Source organism: Zestomonas insulae, assembly GCF_016901015.1.
Lineage (GTDB): Bacteria > Pseudomonadota > Gammaproteobacteria > Pseudomonadales > Pseudomonadaceae > Aquipseudomonas > Aquipseudomonas insulae.
This window is the reverse complement of the sequence record NZ_JAFEUP010000004.1, coordinates 271,097-288,553: the sequence shown is the minus strand read 5'-3', so window position 1 is coordinate 288,553 and position 17,457 is coordinate 271,097. Positions and strand designations below refer to the sequence as shown.

General features: G+C 67.3%; 13 protein-coding genes. 12 read left to right on the top strand and 1 reads right to left on the bottom strand.

Annotated features, from left to right (window positions below; all coding sequences use genetic code 11):
- Positions 1-137: 137 nt before the first annotated feature.
- The 7 genes from JQX08_RS14775 to JQX08_RS14745 all read left to right on the top strand — a co-directional run bounded on the left by JQX08_RS14775 (position 138) and on the right by JQX08_RS14745 (position 10,442).
- Complete coding sequence (locus tag JQX08_RS14775) at positions 138-1,835, top strand: AMP-binding protein (protein WP_205349163.1); 1,698 nt, start codon at positions 138-140, stop codon at positions 1,833-1,835.
- A gap of 186 nt (positions 1,836-2,021) precedes the next feature.
- The gene (locus JQX08_RS14770) at positions 2,022-3,050 is read left to right on the top strand and encodes an AraC family transcriptional regulator (protein ID WP_205349162.1); all 1,029 of its coding nucleotides are present in this window, start codon (positions 2,022-2,024) and stop codon (positions 3,048-3,050) included.
- A gap of 78 nt (positions 3,051-3,128) precedes the next feature.
- Positions 3,129-5,270, top strand: coding sequence for a methyl-accepting chemotaxis protein (locus JQX08_RS14765; protein WP_205349161.1), 2,142 nt, complete (start codon positions 3,129-3,131; stop codon positions 5,268-5,270).
- Between the two features lie 222 nt (positions 5,271-5,492).
- Entirely contained in the window at positions 5,493-7,112 is a 1,620-nt protein-coding gene (locus JQX08_RS14760; protein WP_205349160.1) for an acyl-CoA synthetase, read from the top strand.
- A gap of 15 nt (positions 7,113-7,127) precedes the next feature.
- Positions 7,128-7,895 carry a 3-hydroxyacyl-CoA dehydrogenase gene (locus JQX08_RS14755; RefSeq protein ID WP_205349159.1) on the top strand — a complete coding sequence of 256 codons (768 nt, stop codon included), beginning with the start codon at positions 7,128-7,130 and terminating at the stop codon, positions 7,893-7,895.
- A 203-nt stretch (positions 7,896-8,098) separates the two neighbouring features.
- Positions 8,099-9,301 (top strand): acetyl-CoA C-acyltransferase, encoded by a 1,203-nt coding sequence (locus JQX08_RS14750; RefSeq protein ID WP_205349158.1) that lies wholly within the window; start codon positions 8,099-8,101, stop codon positions 9,299-9,301.
- Positions 9,302-9,314: 13 nt separating this feature from the next.
- Positions 9,315-10,442: an acyl-CoA dehydrogenase family protein gene (locus JQX08_RS14745; RefSeq protein ID WP_205349157.1), complete on the top strand. Its 1,128-nt coding sequence runs from the start codon at positions 9,315-9,317 to the stop codon at positions 10,440-10,442.
- Positions 10,443-10,525: 83 nt separating this feature from the next.
- On the opposite strand, the gene JQX08_RS14740 is transcribed toward JQX08_RS14745, so the two are convergent.
- Positions 10,526-11,728, bottom strand: a complete 1,203-nt coding sequence (locus tag JQX08_RS14740) for an NAD(P)/FAD-dependent oxidoreductase (protein ID WP_205349156.1) — start codon at positions 11,726-11,728, stop codon at positions 10,526-10,528.
- A gap of 332 nt (positions 11,729-12,060) precedes the next feature.
- Between JQX08_RS14740 and JQX08_RS14735 the strand changes: the two genes are divergently transcribed.
- From JQX08_RS14735 to JQX08_RS14715, 5 genes are all read left to right on the top strand, one after another.
- A complete protein-coding gene (locus JQX08_RS14735; protein WP_205349155.1) occupies positions 12,061-12,588 on the top strand; it encodes an RrF2 family transcriptional regulator in 528 nt (175 codons plus the stop codon).
- A gap of 246 nt (positions 12,589-12,834) precedes the next feature.
- Complete coding sequence (locus JQX08_RS14730; RefSeq protein ID WP_205349154.1) at positions 12,835-14,106, top strand: TolC family protein; 1,272 nt, start codon at positions 12,835-12,837, stop codon at positions 14,104-14,106.
- The gene (locus tag JQX08_RS14725) at positions 14,103-15,110 is read left to right on the top strand and encodes an HlyD family secretion protein (RefSeq protein WP_205349153.1); all 1,008 of its coding nucleotides are present in this window, start codon (positions 14,103-14,105) and stop codon (positions 15,108-15,110) included. Before JQX08_RS14730 ends, JQX08_RS14725 begins: the two co-directional genes overlap by 4 nt.
- Positions 15,111-15,116: 6 nt before the next feature.
- Positions 15,117-16,262, top strand: a complete 1,146-nt coding sequence (locus tag JQX08_RS14720; protein WP_205349152.1) for an ABC transporter permease — start codon at positions 15,117-15,119, stop codon at positions 16,260-16,262.
- On the top strand, positions 16,259-17,404 hold the full coding sequence (locus JQX08_RS14715; protein ID WP_205349151.1) for an ABC transporter permease: 1,146 nt from the start codon (positions 16,259-16,261) through the stop codon (positions 17,402-17,404). Before JQX08_RS14720 ends, JQX08_RS14715 begins: the two co-directional genes overlap by 4 nt.
- The last annotated feature ends 53 nt before the right edge of the window (positions 17,405-17,457 follow it).

The window sequence follows — 17,457 nt, the reverse complement described above, 5'->3', positions numbered from 1 at the left end:
TAGACAGAGCAGCAGGGTTTACTTACCTTTACGTTAACGTAAAGGTAAGTAAACCGAGTACGTGACCCGACTCCCGCCCCATGGCGAGGGTGCGCGGTGCTGAGTCGATCCCAGTACAAAGACAAAAAGGGACAGCCATGAATCACCAGAGCTACACCCGGGGGCGGCAGGACAAGAGCCTGCTCGCCATGACCATTGGCGCGGCGTTCGACGCCACGGTCGCCCAGTTCCCCGAGCGCGAGGCGCTGGTGGTACGCCATCAGGACCTGCGCTACAGCTGGGCCGAGCTGGGCGACGCGGTCGAACAGCATGCCCGCGCCTTGCTCGCCCTGGGGCTGGCCAGCGGCGACCGCCTGGGCATCTGGGCGCCGAACTGTGCCGAGTGGTGCATCACCCAGTTCGCCAGCGCCAAGATCGGCGCCATCCTGGTCAACATCAACCCGGCCTACCGCAGCAGCGAACTGGAGTACGCGCTGAAGCAATCCGGCTGCCGCTGGGTGATCTGCGCCGACGCCTTCAAGACGTCCGACTACCACGCGATGTTCCTCGGCCTGCTGCCGGAACTCGCCAGTACCGTGCCCGGCGAACTGAGCTGCGAGCGCCTGCCGGAGCTGCGCGGTGTGGTCAGCCTGGCGGCCAACGCGCCGGCCGGCTTTCTGACCTGGCCGGCCCTGCAGCAACGCGCCGCCACGGTGAGCCATGAGGCCCTGGCCGAGCGTCAGGCCAGCCTGCAGTTCGACGACCCGATCAACATCCAGTACACCTCCGGCACCACCGGCTTCCCCAAGGGCGCCACGCTCAGCCACTACAACATCCTCAACAACGGCTACATGGTCGGCGAGAGTCTCGGCCTGACCGAGGTCGATCGCGTGGTGATCCCGGTGCCGCTGTACCACTGCTTCGGCATGGTGATGGGCAACCTCGGCTGCCTGACCCACGGCGCGACGATGATCTACCCGGGCGACGCCTTCGATCCGCTGGCCACCCTGACCGCCGTGGCCGAGGAAAAGGCCACCGCGCTGTATGGCGTGCCGACCATGTTCATCGCCGAACTGGACCATCCGCAGCGCGCCAGCTTCGACCTGTCGAGCCTGCGTACCGGGATCATGGCCGGCGCGACCTGCCCGATCGAGGTGATGCGCCGGGTGATCAGCGAAATGCACATGAGCGAGGTGCAGATCGCCTACGGCATGACCGAGACCAGTCCGGTGTCGCTGCAGACCGGGCCGGACGACGAGCTGGAGCTGCGCGTGACCACCGTCGGGCGTACCCAGCCGCACCTGGAGAGCAAGATTGTCGATGCCGACGGCAAGCTGGTGCCGCGCGGGCAGATCGGCGAGCTGTGCACCCGTGGCTACAGCGTGATGCTCGGCTACTGGAACAACCCACAGGCGACCGCCGACGCCATCGACGCCGGGCGCTGGATGCACACCGGCGACCTCGCCTCGATGGATGACAACGGCTACGTGTGCATCGTCGGGCGCAGCAAGGACATGATCATTCGCGGCGGCGAGAACATCTATCCGCGCGAGCTGGAGGAGTTCTTCTTCACCCATCCGGCGGTGGCCGACGTGCAGGTGATCGGCATCCCGTGCAGCAAGTACGGCGAGGAACTGGTGGCCTGGATCAAGTTCCACCCCGGCCACAGCGCCAGCGAGGATGAACTGCGCGCCTGGGCCAAGGAGCGTATCGCGCACTTCAAGGTGCCGCGCTACTTCCGCTTCGTCGATGCCTTCCCGATGACCGTCACCGGCAAGATCCAGAAATTCCGCATGCGCGAAATCAGCATCGAGGAACTCACTCCCCCCCCGGGCAATGTCACCGCGATACGCTGAACGCGTTCCCTCACCCCGGCCCTCTCCCGGAGGGAGAGGGGGGCGTTGCCCGAGACTGCTGCGATGTATCGGGGGCACGCCTATCGGGGGCACGCCGACCAGTTCCCTCTCCCTTTGGGAGAGGGCTAGGGCGGCCCGCGTAGGGTGAGGGACAGCCCATCACGATCCAGGAAGCCGTGCGTTGGCATGACCGAGCCCAGTAGCGAGAAAGGCACCATCTCCGTCCAGTTGGTCAACGAGGCCCTGGTCGAGCTGCGTCGGCGTGGGCGTGACGCCGACGCCTTGTTGCGCCGGGCCGGCATCGCCAGCGAGCTGCTCAGTCGGCCCGCTGCGCGGGTTTCCTCGCAGCACTATGCGCGACTCTGGCTGCTGATCGCCGAGACCATGGACGACGAATTCTTCGGCATGAACGTGCGGCGCATGAAGTCCGGCAGCTACGCCTTCATGGCCCGCGCGGCAGTCAAGGAAGCCACCGTGGGCGCGGCGTTGAACGCCAGCCTGCGCTTCCTCGCGCTGATCTTCGACGGCCTCGCGCCGCGCCTGCAGCGGCGCGGCGGGCTGGCCGAGATCAGCCTCGACGAGCCGGCCGGCAGCCAGTGTCGCGCGTTTGCCTACTTCACCCTGTGGCTGATGGTCCACGGCCTGCTGTGCTGGCTGGCCGGGCGGCGTATTCCGATTCTCGCCGTCGATCTGCGCTGCACGGCACCGGAGTACGCCGAGGATTACCGGGTGATGTTCACCACCAACCTGCGCTTCGCCCGGCCGCAGAGCCGCCTGCTGTTCAACGCCGATTGCCTGGACCTGCCGCTGCGGCGCAGCGAGCGCGACCTCAAGCGCTTCCTCGGCGGCCTGCCGGCGAACATCCTGGTGCGCTACCGCGACCCGCAGAGCCTGGCGGCGCGGATCAAGGCCTACCTGCGCAGCCTCAAGCCGGAACGCTGGCCGGATGTCGAGGCGTTGTCCGGGCATTTCTACATGGCGTCGTCGACCCTGCGCCGCAAGCTGGCCCAGGAAGGCCAGTCCTACCAGGGCCTCAAGGACCAGGTGCGCCGCGACCTGGCCCTGGCGCGCCTGGACGCCGGCGAGGGCAATTTCAGCGAGCTGGCCTTCGAGCTGGGCTTTGCCGATACCAGCGCTTTCTACAAGGCGTTCAAGAAGTGGACCGGTGCAACGCCGGGACAGTACCGCGCGCTGTTTCATCCCGACTCAAGTTGAAGGCGCTTCTGGCCGCTATATACACACGCGCGAGACATTCGCGCGCCATTGCCGATTCGAAGTACAGGACCCTTGCCCATGCTCCTCAACCGACTTTCCATCCAGTGGAAGATCACCCTGCTGACCGGCCTTTGCCTGCTGGCTATCGTCGCCGTGCTCATCGGTATGTCGCTATACCGGATGGGCGCTGGCACCGCGCTGGTCAAGGCGACCAGCGCGGAGATGCTTGAGGCCTCGGCCCGTGAGCGCATGCAGGGCGAGGGCAAGGTGCAGGCGCTGACCATCCAGGGCTACTTCATGGCGGCCTATCAGGACGGCCTGAACTTCTCCCGCCAGGTGCTCCAGCAGCGCCGCCAGGCGCAGCAGCTGCAGCTCGACGGCCAGGCGTTGCGCGCGGAGCTGCACGAGCAGGTCAAGGAGGCGCTTCAGGCCAACTCGCAGCTGCTCAGCCTGTACCTGGTGTTCGAACCGAACGCCCTGGATGGCAACGATGCGCTGTACGTCAACCGCGCCGAACTGGGCAGCAACGAAGTGGGGCGCTTTTCCACCTACTGGGCGCAGCGCGGCGGCAACCTGAGCAGCCTGGCGCCGACCGAGGTGATGATCAGCGACGCCACGCCGATGCTCGACGGCAGCCCGTTCAACACTTGGTTCAATTGTCCGAAACAGACTCTCAAGCCCTGCCTGCTCGACCCGTACTTCGACGACGCGTCCGGGCAGAAGACCCTGATCACCACGCTGACCTTCCCGGTGATCGAGGACGGTCGTCTGCTCGCCGTGGTCGGCATGGACATCAGCCTGAGCAACCTGCAGCAACTGGCGGCCAGCGGCAGCCAGAGCCTGTACCAGGACCAGGGCGCGATCAGCATCCTCAGCCCGGCTGGCCTGCTCGCCGGCTACAGCGAGGATGCCGGCCAGCTCGGCCAGACTCTCGCTAAGGTCTACCCGGACGAAGCGGCCGCGCTCCTGAGCTTGCAGCGCCAGGGCCAGGCTCACGAGCAACAGGCCAACGAGCGCCTGCAGGTGCTTGCGCCGCTGCAGCCGATTCCCGACAGCAAATCCTGGGCGGTGCTGCTCGATGTGCCGATGCAGACCCTGCTCAAACCGGCGCTCGAACTGCAGGCCGATCTGGATGCGCGCAACGCCCAAGGTACCTGGCTGGAGCTGCTGTTCGGCGTCGCCGCCGCGGTGGCCGGGCTGCTGCTGGTGTGGCTGACCGCCCGCGGGGTGACCCGGCCGATCCTCGGCGTGGCCGCCATGCTGAAGAACATCGCCAGCGGCGAGGGCGACCTGACCCGGCGCCTCGACTATGCGCGCCACGACGAACTCGGCGAGCTGGCCGGCTGGTTCAACCGCTTCCTCGACAAGCTGCAGCCGGTGATCGCTGACGTGAAGCGCTCGGTACAGGACGCGCGGAGCACCGCCGACCAGTCCGCGGCGATCGCCAGCCAGACCAGTTCCGGCATGCAGCAGCAGTACCGCGAGGTCGATCAGGTCGCCACTGCCTCCAACGAGATGAGTGCCACCGCCCAGGACGTCGCGCGCAGCGCCGCCCAGGCCGCCGATGCCGCACGCGGCGCCGATCATGCGACCCGCGAGGGCCTGGGCGTGATCGGCCGTACCACCAGCGCCATCGAGCAGCTGGCCAGCGAGATGAGCGCGGCGATGGAGGAGGTGCAGGGCCTGGCCAACAGCAGCGAGCAGATCGGCTCGGTGCTCGAGGTGATCCGTGCCATCGCCGAACAGACCAACTTGCTGGCGCTCAACGCCGCCATCGAGGCAGCGCGTGCCGGCGAGGCCGGGCGTGGCTTCGCGGTGGTCGCCGACGAGGTGCGCAACCTGGCCAAGCGCACCCAGGATTCGGTGGAAGAGATTCGCCAGGTGATCGAAGGCCTGCAGCATGGCACTCGCGAAGTGGTCGGCTCGATGCACAGCAGCCACCGCCAGGCGCAGGGCAGCGTCGAGCAGGTCGAGCAGGCCGTGGTGGCCCTGCAGCGCATCGGCGAGGCGGTGACGGTGATCACCGACATGAACCTGCAGATCGCCAGCGCCGCCGAGGAGCAGAGCGCGGTGGCCGAGGAGATCAACCGCAACGTGGCGGCGATCCGCGACGTCACCGAGTCATTGTCCGGCCAGGCCGAGGAGTCGGCGCAGGTCAGCCAGGCGCTGAACAAGCTGGCCAACCATCAGCAGGGGCTGATGCAGCAGTTCCGCGTCTGATCTCTCTCCCCAGCCCCTCTCCCGCAAGCGGGAGAGGGGTGATGTGCACCGACACCTCCCAGCTTTCCGGCCCCCTGTAGGAGCGAATTCATTCGCGAATGCAGGTCCGCACCCGCCCTTGTCCATTCCGCTCACACAGGTTGATACCTTTCGACATTGCCGCTCCCGCCCGGCGGCGCGACCATCCGGGGACTCCAACAAGAACAACCCGGAGGCCACCCGATGCGTGACTACTTCAGCACTGCCCGCGAGTTCGATTACGCCAGCAACGCGGCCGCCACCCTGGCCGGCGGACTGGATGCGCTCAACGCCTGCGTCGAATGCTGCGACCGGCATGCCGACGGCGAGCGAATCGCCCTGTACTGGGAGGGCCGCGACGGCGAGCGCGCGATCTGGACCTTCGCCCAGTTGCGTGACGCAGCGGCGCGTTTCGCCAACTACCTGCAGGCCCAGGGCGTGCGGCCCGGCGACTGTGTTTCCGGCATGCTGCCGCGTACCCCGGAACTGCTGATCAGCATCCTCGGTACCTGGCGCATCGGGGCGGTCTACCAGCCGCTGTTCACCGCGTTCGGCCCCAAGGCCATCGAGCATCGGGTCACGGGCGCCGGCTCCAAGCTGGTGGTCACCGACCTCGCCAATCGACCCAAGCTTGAAGAAGTGGAGGGCGCGCCCGCGGTGCTCACCGTTGGCGACGACTTCTGGCGCGAACTGGAACGCCAGCCGGTCACCTTCGAACCGGTGCTGCGCAGCGCCGACGATCCGTTCCTGATGATGTTCACCTCCGGCACCACCGGGCTGGCCAAGCCACTGCCGGTGCCGCTCAAGGCCATCGTCGCGTTCGTCAGCTACATGCGCGACGCCATCGACCTGCGCCCCGAAGACAACTTCTGGAACCTCGCCGATCCGGGCTGGGCCTACGGCCTCTACTACGCGGTCACCGGCCCGCTCGCCATGGGCCACGCCACGACCTTCTACGAAGGCGCGTTCAGCGTGGAAAGCACCTGTCGGATCATCCGCGACTATGGCATCACCAACCTGGCCGGCTCGCCCACCGCGTATCGCCTGCTGCTAGCTGCCCGCGACGAAGTGCAGGCGGCATTACGTGGCCAGCTGCGCGCCGTCAGCAGCGCCGGCGAACCGCTGACCCCGGAGGTGATCCGCTGGTTCGCCGAGGGACTGGACTGCACCATCCACGACCACTACGGGCAGACCGAAACCGGCATGGTGCTGTGCAATCACCACGCCCTCGCGCATCCGGTGCGCATCGGCGCCGCCGGCTTCGCCATGCCCGGCCACCGCGTGGTGGTGCTCGATGAGCAGCAGCGCGAGCTGCCACCCGGCGTGCCCGGCATCCTCGCCCTCGACATGCCGCGTTCGCCAATGTTCTGGTTCCCCGGCTACCTGGGTATGCCGACCAAGGCGTTCGTCGGCGACTACTACCTGAGCGGCGATACCGTCGAGCTGAACGACGACGGCAGCATAAGCTTTGTCGGCCGCGCCGATGACGTGATCACCACCTCCGGCTACCGGATCGGCCCGTTCGACGTGGAGAGCGCGCTGATCGAGCACCCGGCGGTGATCGAGGCGGCGGTGATCGGCAAGCCCGATCCGGAGCGCACCGAGTTGGTCAAAGCCTTCGTCGTCCTGCATGCCGGCTACAGTGCCGATGCCCGTCTGGCCGAGGCGCTGCAGCAGCATGTGCGCCGACGCCTGTCCGCCCACGCCTATCCGCGCGAAATCGAGTTCGTCGCGGAACTGCCCAAGACCCCGAGCGGCAAGATTCAGCGTTTCCTGCTGCGCAACCAGGAAATCGCCAAGGCCCAGGCGGCCGCCGCTCACTGATCCCAAGGAGTCGTCATGCGTATCGAGAATTCCGTATTCCTGGTGACCGGCGGCAGCTCCGGTCTCGGCCTCGCCACCGCCCGCGAGCTGCTGGGGCAGGGCGGCAAGGTGGTGCTGGTGGATATCAATGCCGAAGCGGGCGCCGCCCGCGCCGCGGAGCTGGGCGCCAATGCGCGCTTCGTCAAAGCCGACATCAGTCGCGAAGAGGATGGCCGCGCCGCCGTGGCCGCCGCGCTGGAGGCCTTCGGTGGCCTGCACGGTCTGGTCAATTGCGCCGGCGTGGCGCCGGCCGAGAAGGTGCTGGGGCGCAATGGCGCGCATGGCCTGGACAGTTTCGCGCGGACCATCAGCATCAACCTGGTCGGCAGCTTCAACATGCTGCGCCTGGCCGCCGAAGCGATGGCCCAGGGCGCACCGAACGACGAAGGCGAACGAGGGGTGATCATCAACACCGCCTCGGTGGCGGCGTTCGACGGGCAGATCGGCCAGGCGGCCTATTCTGCTTCGAAGAGCGGGGTGGTCGGCATGACCCTGCCAATCGCCCGCGAGCTGGCACGCCACGGCATCCGCGTGATGTGCATTGCCCCTGGCATCTTCGAGACGCCGATGATGGCCGGCATGCCGCAGGAGGTCCGCGATTCGCTGGGCGCGGCCGTGCCGTTCCCGCCGCGCCTCGGCCGTCCCGCCGAATATGCCGCGCTGGTGCGCCACATCGTCGAGAACAGCATGCTCAACGGCGAAGTGATCCGCCTCGACGGCGCCATCCGCATGGCGGCGAAGTAGGGGCCACTTGGCCTTGAGTTGGTTGATTGGATTCCCGCCTGCGCGGGAATGACGGGAAAAAGGCGCAGCTGTCCGCTGGCTCCGTCATCCCCGCGTAGGCGGGGATCCAGAGGGTGCGACCCGCACCAGTTACATCGGCAAGCCCAGCTTGCTCTATGCATTGCATCGCCAGTGCGGCCGCCCTGGCGATAGGAGGAGTAGAGATGAACAGCCAATCCGATCCGATCGTCATCGTCAGTGCCGTGCGCACGCCGATGGGCGGCTTTCTTGGAGACTTCAAAGACGTCAGCGCCGCGCAACTGGGCGCCGCCGCCAACCGCGCCGCGCTGCAGCGCGCCAAGCTGCAGGTCGATGCGGTCGATGCGGTCGATGAAGTGATCATGGGCTGCGTGCTGCAGGCCGGCCAGGGCCAGGCGCCCGCGCGCCAGGCGGCGCTCGGCGCCGGCCTGGACCCCGGCGTGGTGTGCTCCACGGTGAACAAGATGTGCGGCTCGGGCATGAAGGCGGTGATGCTCGCCCATGATCTGCTGAGCGCCGGCAGCGCCGAGGTGGTACTGGCGGGCGGCATGGAAAGTATGTCCAACGCCCCCTATCTGCTGGAGCGTGCGCGTTCCGGCTACCGCATGGGCCACGGCAAGGTGCTCGACCACATGTTCCTCGACGGCCTGGAAGACGCCTACGACAAGGGCCGCCTGATGGGCACCTTCGCCGAAGACTGCGCGCAGGCCTATGGTTTCACCCGCGAGCAGCAGGATGCCTTCGCCATCGCCTCGCTGACCCGCGCGCAGCGGGCCATGGCCGAGGGGCGTTTCACCGATGAGATCGTCGCGGTGGAGGCCAAGGCCGGGCGCGAACTGGTCAGCATCGCCAGCGACGAGCAGCCGCCTAAGGCGCGTCCGGAGAAGATTCCGACCCTGAAGCCGGCGTTCCGCGAGGGCGGCACCGTCACCGCGGCGAACGCCAGTTCGATTTCCGATGGTGCCGCCGCACTACTGCTGACGCGCCTGTCCGAAGCTGAGAAGCGTGGGCTGACGCCGCTGGCGCGCATCGCCGGGCATGCGTCGTTCGCGCAGGCGCCGAACCTCTTCACCACCGCACCGGTCGGTTCGATCCAGCGCCTGCTGGCGCGCACCGGCTGGGCGCTCAACGAGGTGGACCTGTTCGAGATCAACGAGGCGTTCGCGGTGGTGCCGATGGTGGCCATGCGCGAACTGGACATCGGCCACGACAAACTCAACGTGCACGGCGGCGCCTGTGCCCTCGGCCACCCGATCGGCGCGTCCGGCGCGCGGGTGCTGGTGACGCTGCTCAACGCGCTCGGCCAGTACGGCCTGCGCCGTGGCGTGGCGTCGGTGTGCATTGGCGGTGGCGAGGCTACGGCCGTGGCCATCGAACGCCTGAACTGAAGGAGAAGCACCGATGATTCCGTCCGAGCAGGACATCCAGATCCGCGACGTCGCCCGCCAGTTCGCCCAGGAGCGGCTGAAACCCTTCGCCGCCGACTGGGACCGCGAGCATCGTTTCCCCGCCGACGCGTTGCGCGAGATGGCCCAGTTGGGCTTCCTCGGCATGCTGGTGCCGGAGGAGTGGGGCGGCGCGCAGACCGGCCACCTGGCCTACGCCATGGCCCTGGAGGAGATCGCCGCTGGAGATGGCGCGTGCTCGACCATCATGAGCGTGCACAACTCGGTCGGCTGCATGCCGATCTACAAGTACGGCACCGACGAGCAGAAGGAACGCTTCCTGCGTCCGCTGGCCGCCGGCGAGATGATCGGCGCCTTCGCCCTCACCGAACCGCAGGCCGGCTCCGACGCCAGCGACCTGCGTACCCGTGCGCGCCGCGACGGCGACCACTACGTGCTGAACGGCAGCAAACAGTTCATCACCTCCGGCAGCCACGCCGGGATGGTGATCGTCTTCGCCGTCACCGATCCGCAGGCCGGCAAGAAGGGTATCAGCGCCTTCATCGTGCCCACCGACACGCCCGGTTATCAGGTGGTGCGGGTCGAGGACAAGCTCGGTCAGCACGCCTCGGACACCTGTCAGATCCAGCTCGACGAGGTGCGTATTCCGGCCGCGCTGCGCCTGGATGAAGAGGGCGCCGGTTACCGTATCGCCCTGAGCAACCTGGAAGGCGGGCGCATCGGCATCGCCGCGCAGTCGGTGGGCATGGCCCGTGCAGCGTTCGAGGCGGCGCGCGACTACGCCCACGAACGGCAGACCTTCGGCAAGCCGATCATCGAACACCAGGCGGTGGCGTTCCGCCTGGCGGACATGGCCACGCAGATTGCCGTGGCGCGGCAGATGGTCCACCACGCCGCCGCGCTGCGCGAAGCCGGCCTGCCGTGCCTGACCGAAGCCTCGATGGCCAAGCTGTTCGCCTCGGAAATGGCCGAGCGGGTCTGCTCGGCGGCGATCCAGACCCTCGGCGGCTACGGCTATCTGAAGGACTTCCCGGTGGAGCGCATCTACCGCGACGTGCGGGTCTGCCAGATCTACGAAGGCACCAGCGATGTGCAGCGCCTGGTGATCGCCCGCAACCTGTAACTCCGCCGGGTGGACAGAAAAATGCCCCGAGCGTCAGACGACGCTCGGGGCATTGAGGTAGCGCACCGGGTGGTGCGCTTGGGTCAAGCAACCACAGGGATCAGCGGGTCGGCAGCGGCCAGCGCTTCGGCGCGGTTGGCGGCCGGCGGGTAGATCCACACGCCGTTGATCTCGGTCTTGATCCGCTTGCCTTCGTCGCGGACGAACTTGACCTCGCGCTGCCAGCCTTCGGTAAACACCGCACCCCAGGCGCCGAGGTCCAGGCAGGTCACGTACTTGGGTTGGCTGTAGGCGATCGGCGCGACGTCGAGCAGGCTGGCGGCGGCGTTGTTGCCCGCCGAGCGGCCGAGGGCGATGGCGTGCTGGCAGGTCATCAGTGCGTAGTTGCCGGCATCGTCGACCACCGCGTAGGCGACATCGCCGGTGGCGAAGATGTCGGGCTGGCCGAGTACCTTGAGGTTGCGGTCGACGTGCAGGCGGCCCTGCGCATCGCGTTCGGCCGGCACCTGCTCGGTCAGCGAGCTGGCGCGCACACCCACCGTCCACACCACGGTTTTCGCCTCGATCCGTTGGCCGTCGGCGAGCGTCACGCCATCGGCATCCACTGCGGCCACCGAGCTGTTCAGGCGCCATTCGACACCCAGCTCCTCGGACGCTTCGGCGATCAAGGTGTGCGGACCATCGCCCAGCGCTTTGCCGATCTTGCTGCCGCGATCGACCACGATCACCCGTACATCGGCGTCGGCGCCCAGCGCGGCGCGCAGGCGGGCCGGCATTTCGGTGGCGGTCTCGATGCCGGTGAAGCCGCCGCCGGCGACCACCACGGTGTTGCGGGCAGGCGATGCCGGCAATTGGCCGAGACTCTGAATGTGCTGTTCCAGACGCACGGCCTGGTCGATGTGGTCGACATCGAAGGCGTGCTCGATGCCCGCCAGGTTCGGGCGCACCACGCTGCTGCCGCTGGCGAGGATCAGGCGGTCGTAGTCCAGCGCGGCGCTGTGGCCCTGTTCGTCACGGTACTCGACGCGCTTGCCATCGACGTCGATACGCTCGGCGATGCCTTTGACGAAGGTCACGCCGACCGCGGCGAACAGGTCGTCCAGCGGGGCAGTCATCTTGTGCACATTCGGCTCATAGAAGCGCGGACGGATACGCAGCTCGGCCTGCGGCGCGAGAACCACCACCTCGGTCGCGGTGTGGCCGTGCAGGTCGAGCAGGCGAGCCGCGCTCAGGGCGCTCCACATACCAGCAAAACCGGCACCGACGATCAGAATGCGTTGTTTCATGTTCTTGTCTCTCTATAGGAAAAATAGGGCTTGAACGAGTACATCGACGCCGCTGTGGGGCAGGGCATGACAGTGGGTGGTTGTCTGCATGCCTCATCTCGTAACTACGACTATAAGAGTCGCAGTTAATTCGAGCAAGGCGTTTCTGCTTTTGAACGCCACCGTTCATCGCCATGCTGTGGTCGAGGCAGTCGGTGCGCATTTGGAAATGGCCAGCTCGACGGCTGTCTATAGATGTGCGGCATGCAGCGTTGGTCGGTCCGGGCACCGATTCCTTGCGATTGCGCGGATTCGCCCGCAAACTAATACGACTAATTCTGTCGGAGTTATCTATGTCTCTTTACAGCGCTGGCGTGGAGTATGGAATCCACTGCCTGCTCTTGCTGGCCGACGAGAAGGGCGACAGCCGCGACTCCAGCGTGCGCGCGCTCGCCGAGCTGCAAGGCGTGCCGCAGGAGCTGCTAGCCAAGGTGTTCACCAAGTTGGCCAAGGCCAACCTGGTAGTCGCCACCGAAGGCGTGCGCGGCGGCTTCAAGCTGGCGCGGCCGGCCGACGAGATCAGCGTGCTGGACATCGTGCGAGCGATCGACGGCAACAAGGAGATATTCGAATGCCGGCAGATTCGCGGTCGTTGCGCGGTGTTCGACGGTTCGCCGCCGGACTGGGCGCTGAGCGGCACCTGCTCGGTGCACGCGGTGATGCTCACCGCGCAGAAACGCATGGAAGAAGCGCTCGCCCAGCAGACCGTGCTGGACCTGGTGCGCCGCGTTGCGCGCAAGGCGCCGGCGGAGTTCCACGAACAGGTGATCCGCTGGATGGACACGCGGCGCGACAACAAGGCCGGCCCCGGCTGCGCCTGAGGTCCCTGGCCCGATGAATAATCTCCACGCTGCCTGAAGTAACGGCTCGGCCGCGCGAGCCGCTGCTATCCTCAGGGCTGATCCGTCGCGCCAGACGATGGACGGATGACCTCTCGAGCATTTACCAGGGACGTGGATATTCCGATGCGGAGATATCACTGGGCCGTATTGGCATTACTGGGCGGCATATCCTGGCTGGCGTCGGCGGCGGCATCTCCTGCGCAGGAGATCGGCATCGGCGAAGCCATGGAACGTCTGCGCAGCGCGCCCAAGCTCAAGGCCAGCGAGGCGGCGATCAACGCCGCGGAGGGCAAGCGCGAAGCCGCCGAAGCCAAGCACTACCCGCAGCTCGCCGTGGCCAGCAACAACTTCATGATCGACAAGGACATCGATGTCGACCTGAGCGGCGTGCGCGATGCGGTCGGGCGAATCGACCCGGCTGCGGCGGCGCGCATCAAGGACGTAACCCTGCAGGATCGCAACTTCGGCAGCCTCGATGCGGTGCTCAAGTACCCGCTGTACACCGGCGGGCGCATCAGCGCCGGCGTCGAGGTGGCGGATTCGGCCATCGAGGCATCGCGCCAGGCGCGTGAGCACACCTACGAGGAACTGCTGCTGGAGCTGGTGCAGCGCTACTACGGCGTGCGCCTGGCCGAGGAAGCGCTGGCCGTGCAGCAAGCTGCGGCGTCCGGGTTGCGCCAGCACCAGAGCAATGCCGGCAAGCTCGAGCAGGAAGGGCAGATCGCCAACGTCGAACGGCTGAGCGCGGAAGTCGCGGCGGCCGAGGCCGATCGAGAAGCCAGCGTGGCCGAGCGCAACCTGATCATGGCGCGGCAGGCCCTGGCCTCGCTGCTGGATGGCCAGGACATGCCGCCGCCGCAGGTCGAGATTCCCAACATCGCCAGCCTGCCGCCGCTGCGCCGCTTCATCAGCGGTACGCAGGGCAACAACGCGCAGCTCAAGCAGCTCGCCGCGACCCGCAAGCAGGCCGAGTCGGCGGTCGGCGCGGTCAAGGGCGCCTACCTGCCGGCAGTCAATCTGCTCGCTGTGCGTAGCATGGCCAACTACAACCTGGTGGATGTCTGGCCGGAATGGACGGTCGCCGCGACCATCAGCCTGCCGCTGTTCGACGGCGGCGAGCGGCGCGGCAAGCTGCACCAGGCCAACGCTCGGCTGGAGCAGGTCGGCCAGACCTACGAGCAGGCGCGGCGCGACATGGACCTGCTGGTCGAGCAGCGCTACCACGAGCTGGAGAACGCCCAGGAGCAGATTCGCACCCTGCGGCGCACCCGCGAACTCAGCGACGAGAGCCTGCGCGCGCAGCAGAAAGCCTTCAGCGAGGGCATGGCGCGGTCGCTCGATGTGGTCGACGCACAGAACATGCGTTCCAAGGTGCTGCTCGCCGACCTCGGCGCGCGCTACACCGCACTGACCAACTACGCCGCACTGATGCTGGTCTCCGGCCAGGGACCGGCGCTGGAGGATTGGTTGCGCAAGACACAGGAGAGTCGCCCATGAGTGAAGCAACCCAGGCGCGCTCTTCTGCTGCGCCGCTGCTGGCCGGCGTCGCGGTGCTCGGCGTGCTGGTGACGCTGGCCGTGTGGGTGTTCTGGCCACAGACGCGCTATCTGGAAGGGCAGATCGAAGCCGATCGCGTCAGCATCGCCTCCAAGTACCCCGGGCGGATCAAGCAACTCCACGTCCGCGAAGGCGATACGGTGACCCAGGGGCAGTTGCTGGTGGAGATCGACAGCCCGGAAGCCGACGCCAAGATGGCTCAGGTGCAGGCCATGGTCAGCGGCGCCACGGCGCTGCGCGACAAGGCCGAGGCCGGGGCGCGCACCCAGGACATCGCCCGTGCCAAGGCCGGCTGGCAGGCGGCCGTGGAGGAGGCGCGCCTGGCGCAGGTCACCTACGAACGCATGCAGCGCCTGCATCAGGACGGCGTGATCCCGCGTCAGCGGCGTGACGAGGCGCAGACCATCGCCGCAGCGATGGCGCAGAAGGTGGTGGCCAGCCGCGCGCAATACGACGAAGCGTTGGAAGGCGCGCGCAAGGAAGACAAGGCTGCGGCCAGCGCCCAGCTTGGTCAGGCGCAGGGCGCGCAGGCCGAGGTCGAGGCGGTGCTCGCGGAAACCCGGCTGACAACCCCGGTCGCCGGTGAGGTCAGCACACGGATCGGCGAGGAGGGCGAGGTGGTCGGCGCCGGCTTCCCGCTGCTGGTGATCACCCGCACCGAGCTGTCCTGGGTGACCTTCAACCTGCGCGAGGACTTCCTCCACGGCCTGCAGGTCGGCCAGGAATTCACCGCGCGAGTGCCGGCGCTGGACAACCGCGAGGTGCGCTTCAAGGTCAGCCTGATCGCCCCGCTGGGCGATTTCGCCACCTGGCGCTCGACCCGCGACCTCGGCAGCTTCGACCTGCGTACTTTCGAGGTGCGGGCGCGGCCGGTCGAGACGGTGGAGGGCTTGCGCCCCGGCATGCGCGTGGTGCTTCCCGAATCCGACCTGCATGCCGGCTGAATCGCCATGAACGCCTTGCTGCGCCGCGAGCTGCAGCGCATCCGCGCGCAGCGTTCGGCGATCTGGCTGCTGTTCCTGTTGCCGCTGATCGGCACGCTGCTGTTGCTGTGGATCTTCTCCGCGCGCACCCCGCACGACCTGCCGGTGGCGGTGGTCGACGCCGACAACAGCGCGCTGAGTCGCGAGATCAGCCGCCTGCTGGATGCCTCCGCGTCGATCCGCGTGGCGTTCCGGCCAAGCAGCGAGGCCGAGGCCCATGACCTGATGCTGCGCGGCGAAATCTATGCCGCCGTGGTGCTGCCGCGCGAGCTGTTCAAACGCCTGCAGCGTGGCGACCCGGCAGCCATTCAGGTGTTCCTCAACCAGCAGCTGATGACCGCGGCGGGCAAGATCGCGGTCGATGTGCAGACCGTGGTCGGCACGCTGTCGGCGCGTCAGTCGTTGATCCGTCAGGTGCAGAGCGGCGTCGGCGTGGTGAGCATCCAGCCGCTGCGGGCCGAGCTGCATCCGCTGTTCAACCCGGGCCTCGATTTCGCCCCGTTCCTGGCGCTGCTGCTGATCACCGCGACGCTGCACGTGTTCGTCTTCATCAGCACGGCGCAGTTTCTCGGCACCGAGTTGCTCGAGCAAAGCGTGCCGCAGTGGACCGCCTTGAGCGGCAGCTGGCTGGCCGCAGTGCTGAAGAAGACTCTGCCCTATACCGCCTGGTGGCTGCTGTTCGGGGGTTTGCTGCTGTTTGGCAGTTACCGTTGGCTGGGCATGGGGCTGCCCGAGCATTTCGCGCTGATGCTCGCTGGCCTGCTGCTGTTGGTGGTGGTCTATCAGGGCCTGGCCCTGCTGTTGGTGATGACCACGGCGAACTACCGGGTAGCGGTGTCGATTGCCAGCCTGATCGCTTCGCCGGCGGTGGCGTTTTCCGGGATCACCTTTCCACTCGAAGCGCTGCCGCTCGGGCCGCGCATCTGGGCCGAAGTCTTGCCGCTGACGCACTTCCTGCATCTGCAGGTAGAACAGGCGGTCGGCTCGATCCCCGCGGCGGCCTCCGCCCCGCGCCTGCTGACGCTGGCCGCCATGGCCCTGGCGTTCTGGGCCATCGGCCTGTGGCGTGCGCGCTTGGTGCTGCGCACGCCGAGCTACTGGGGGCGCGAATGATCGAGACCTTCCTGTTGGCCATGCGCTCAGAGTTCGCCGCAGTGCGCCGCAACCAGGGCGTGCTCGGCATCCTGATCGGCGCGATCCTGCTCTACGGGCTGCTCTACCCGACACCCTACAGCGCCCAGGTGTTTCGCGACGTGCCGGTGGTGGTGGTAGACCACGACAACAGCGAGCTCAGCCGGCAGCTGCTGCGCATGGCCGACGCCAGTGAGATGGTCGCGGTGAAGGGACTGGCGCGCGACATGCGCCAGGCCCGCGAGCAGCTGTACCGCTCCGAGGTGCTCGGTGTGGTGGAGATTCCCCATGAGTTCGAGCGCCGCGTGCTGCGCGGCGAGCCGGCGGTGATCGGCGTCTACGCCAATGCCGGCTATCTGCTGGCCTACAGCCGGGTGGCGGGCGCGTTCACCGAAGTGGCGATGACCCTCGGCGCCGAGGTGCAGATCGAGCAGCTGCTGGCCAAGGGCGTGCCGCCCGAACACGCCCGCGTCGCCCGCGCGGTGATGCCTGTAACCATCAAGAACCTCTTCGACCCGGCCGGTGGCTACGCCAGCTACGTGGTGCCGGCGGTGCTGGTGATCATCCTCCACCAGACCCTGCTGATCGGTATCGGCATGCTCTCGGCAGACACCCGTCATCTGCCCATGCCACCGCAGGCGGCGCGTTCGCCGGGGATGTGGGTGCTGGGGCGCTGCGTGCCTTACCTGCTGATCTACGCGATCAACTCGCTGTTCTTCTTCGGCGTGATCTTCCGCCTGTACAACCTGCCCAGCCAGGGTGACGGCTGGCAGTTGGTGCCGTTCATGGCGCTGTTCCTGCTGGCGACCACGCTGCTGGGCGTGGTAGTGGGCAACCTGTTCCGCAGCTCGATCACCGTCGGCCAGGTGCTGCTATTCACCTCGCTGCCGGGGGTGTTCCTGTCCGGCTTCAGTTGGCCGAAGGAAATGCTGCCGGAGCCCTTGGTTTGGCTGTCGCGGCTATTGCCGAGCACGCCGGGGGTGGAGGGTTTCCTGCGCCTGCACCAGATGGGCGCCAGCTATCGGCAGATCGAATGGCCGCTACTCAACCTGGCTCTGTTGGTGCTGCTGTTCTGGCTGGTCGCGCGCTGGCTGACGCGGCGGCGCGCCATGGCAGCAGGGTAGGCGCGAATTCATTCGCGATTGGGCCGTCGATTGCCGATGGTCTAAACCCGGTA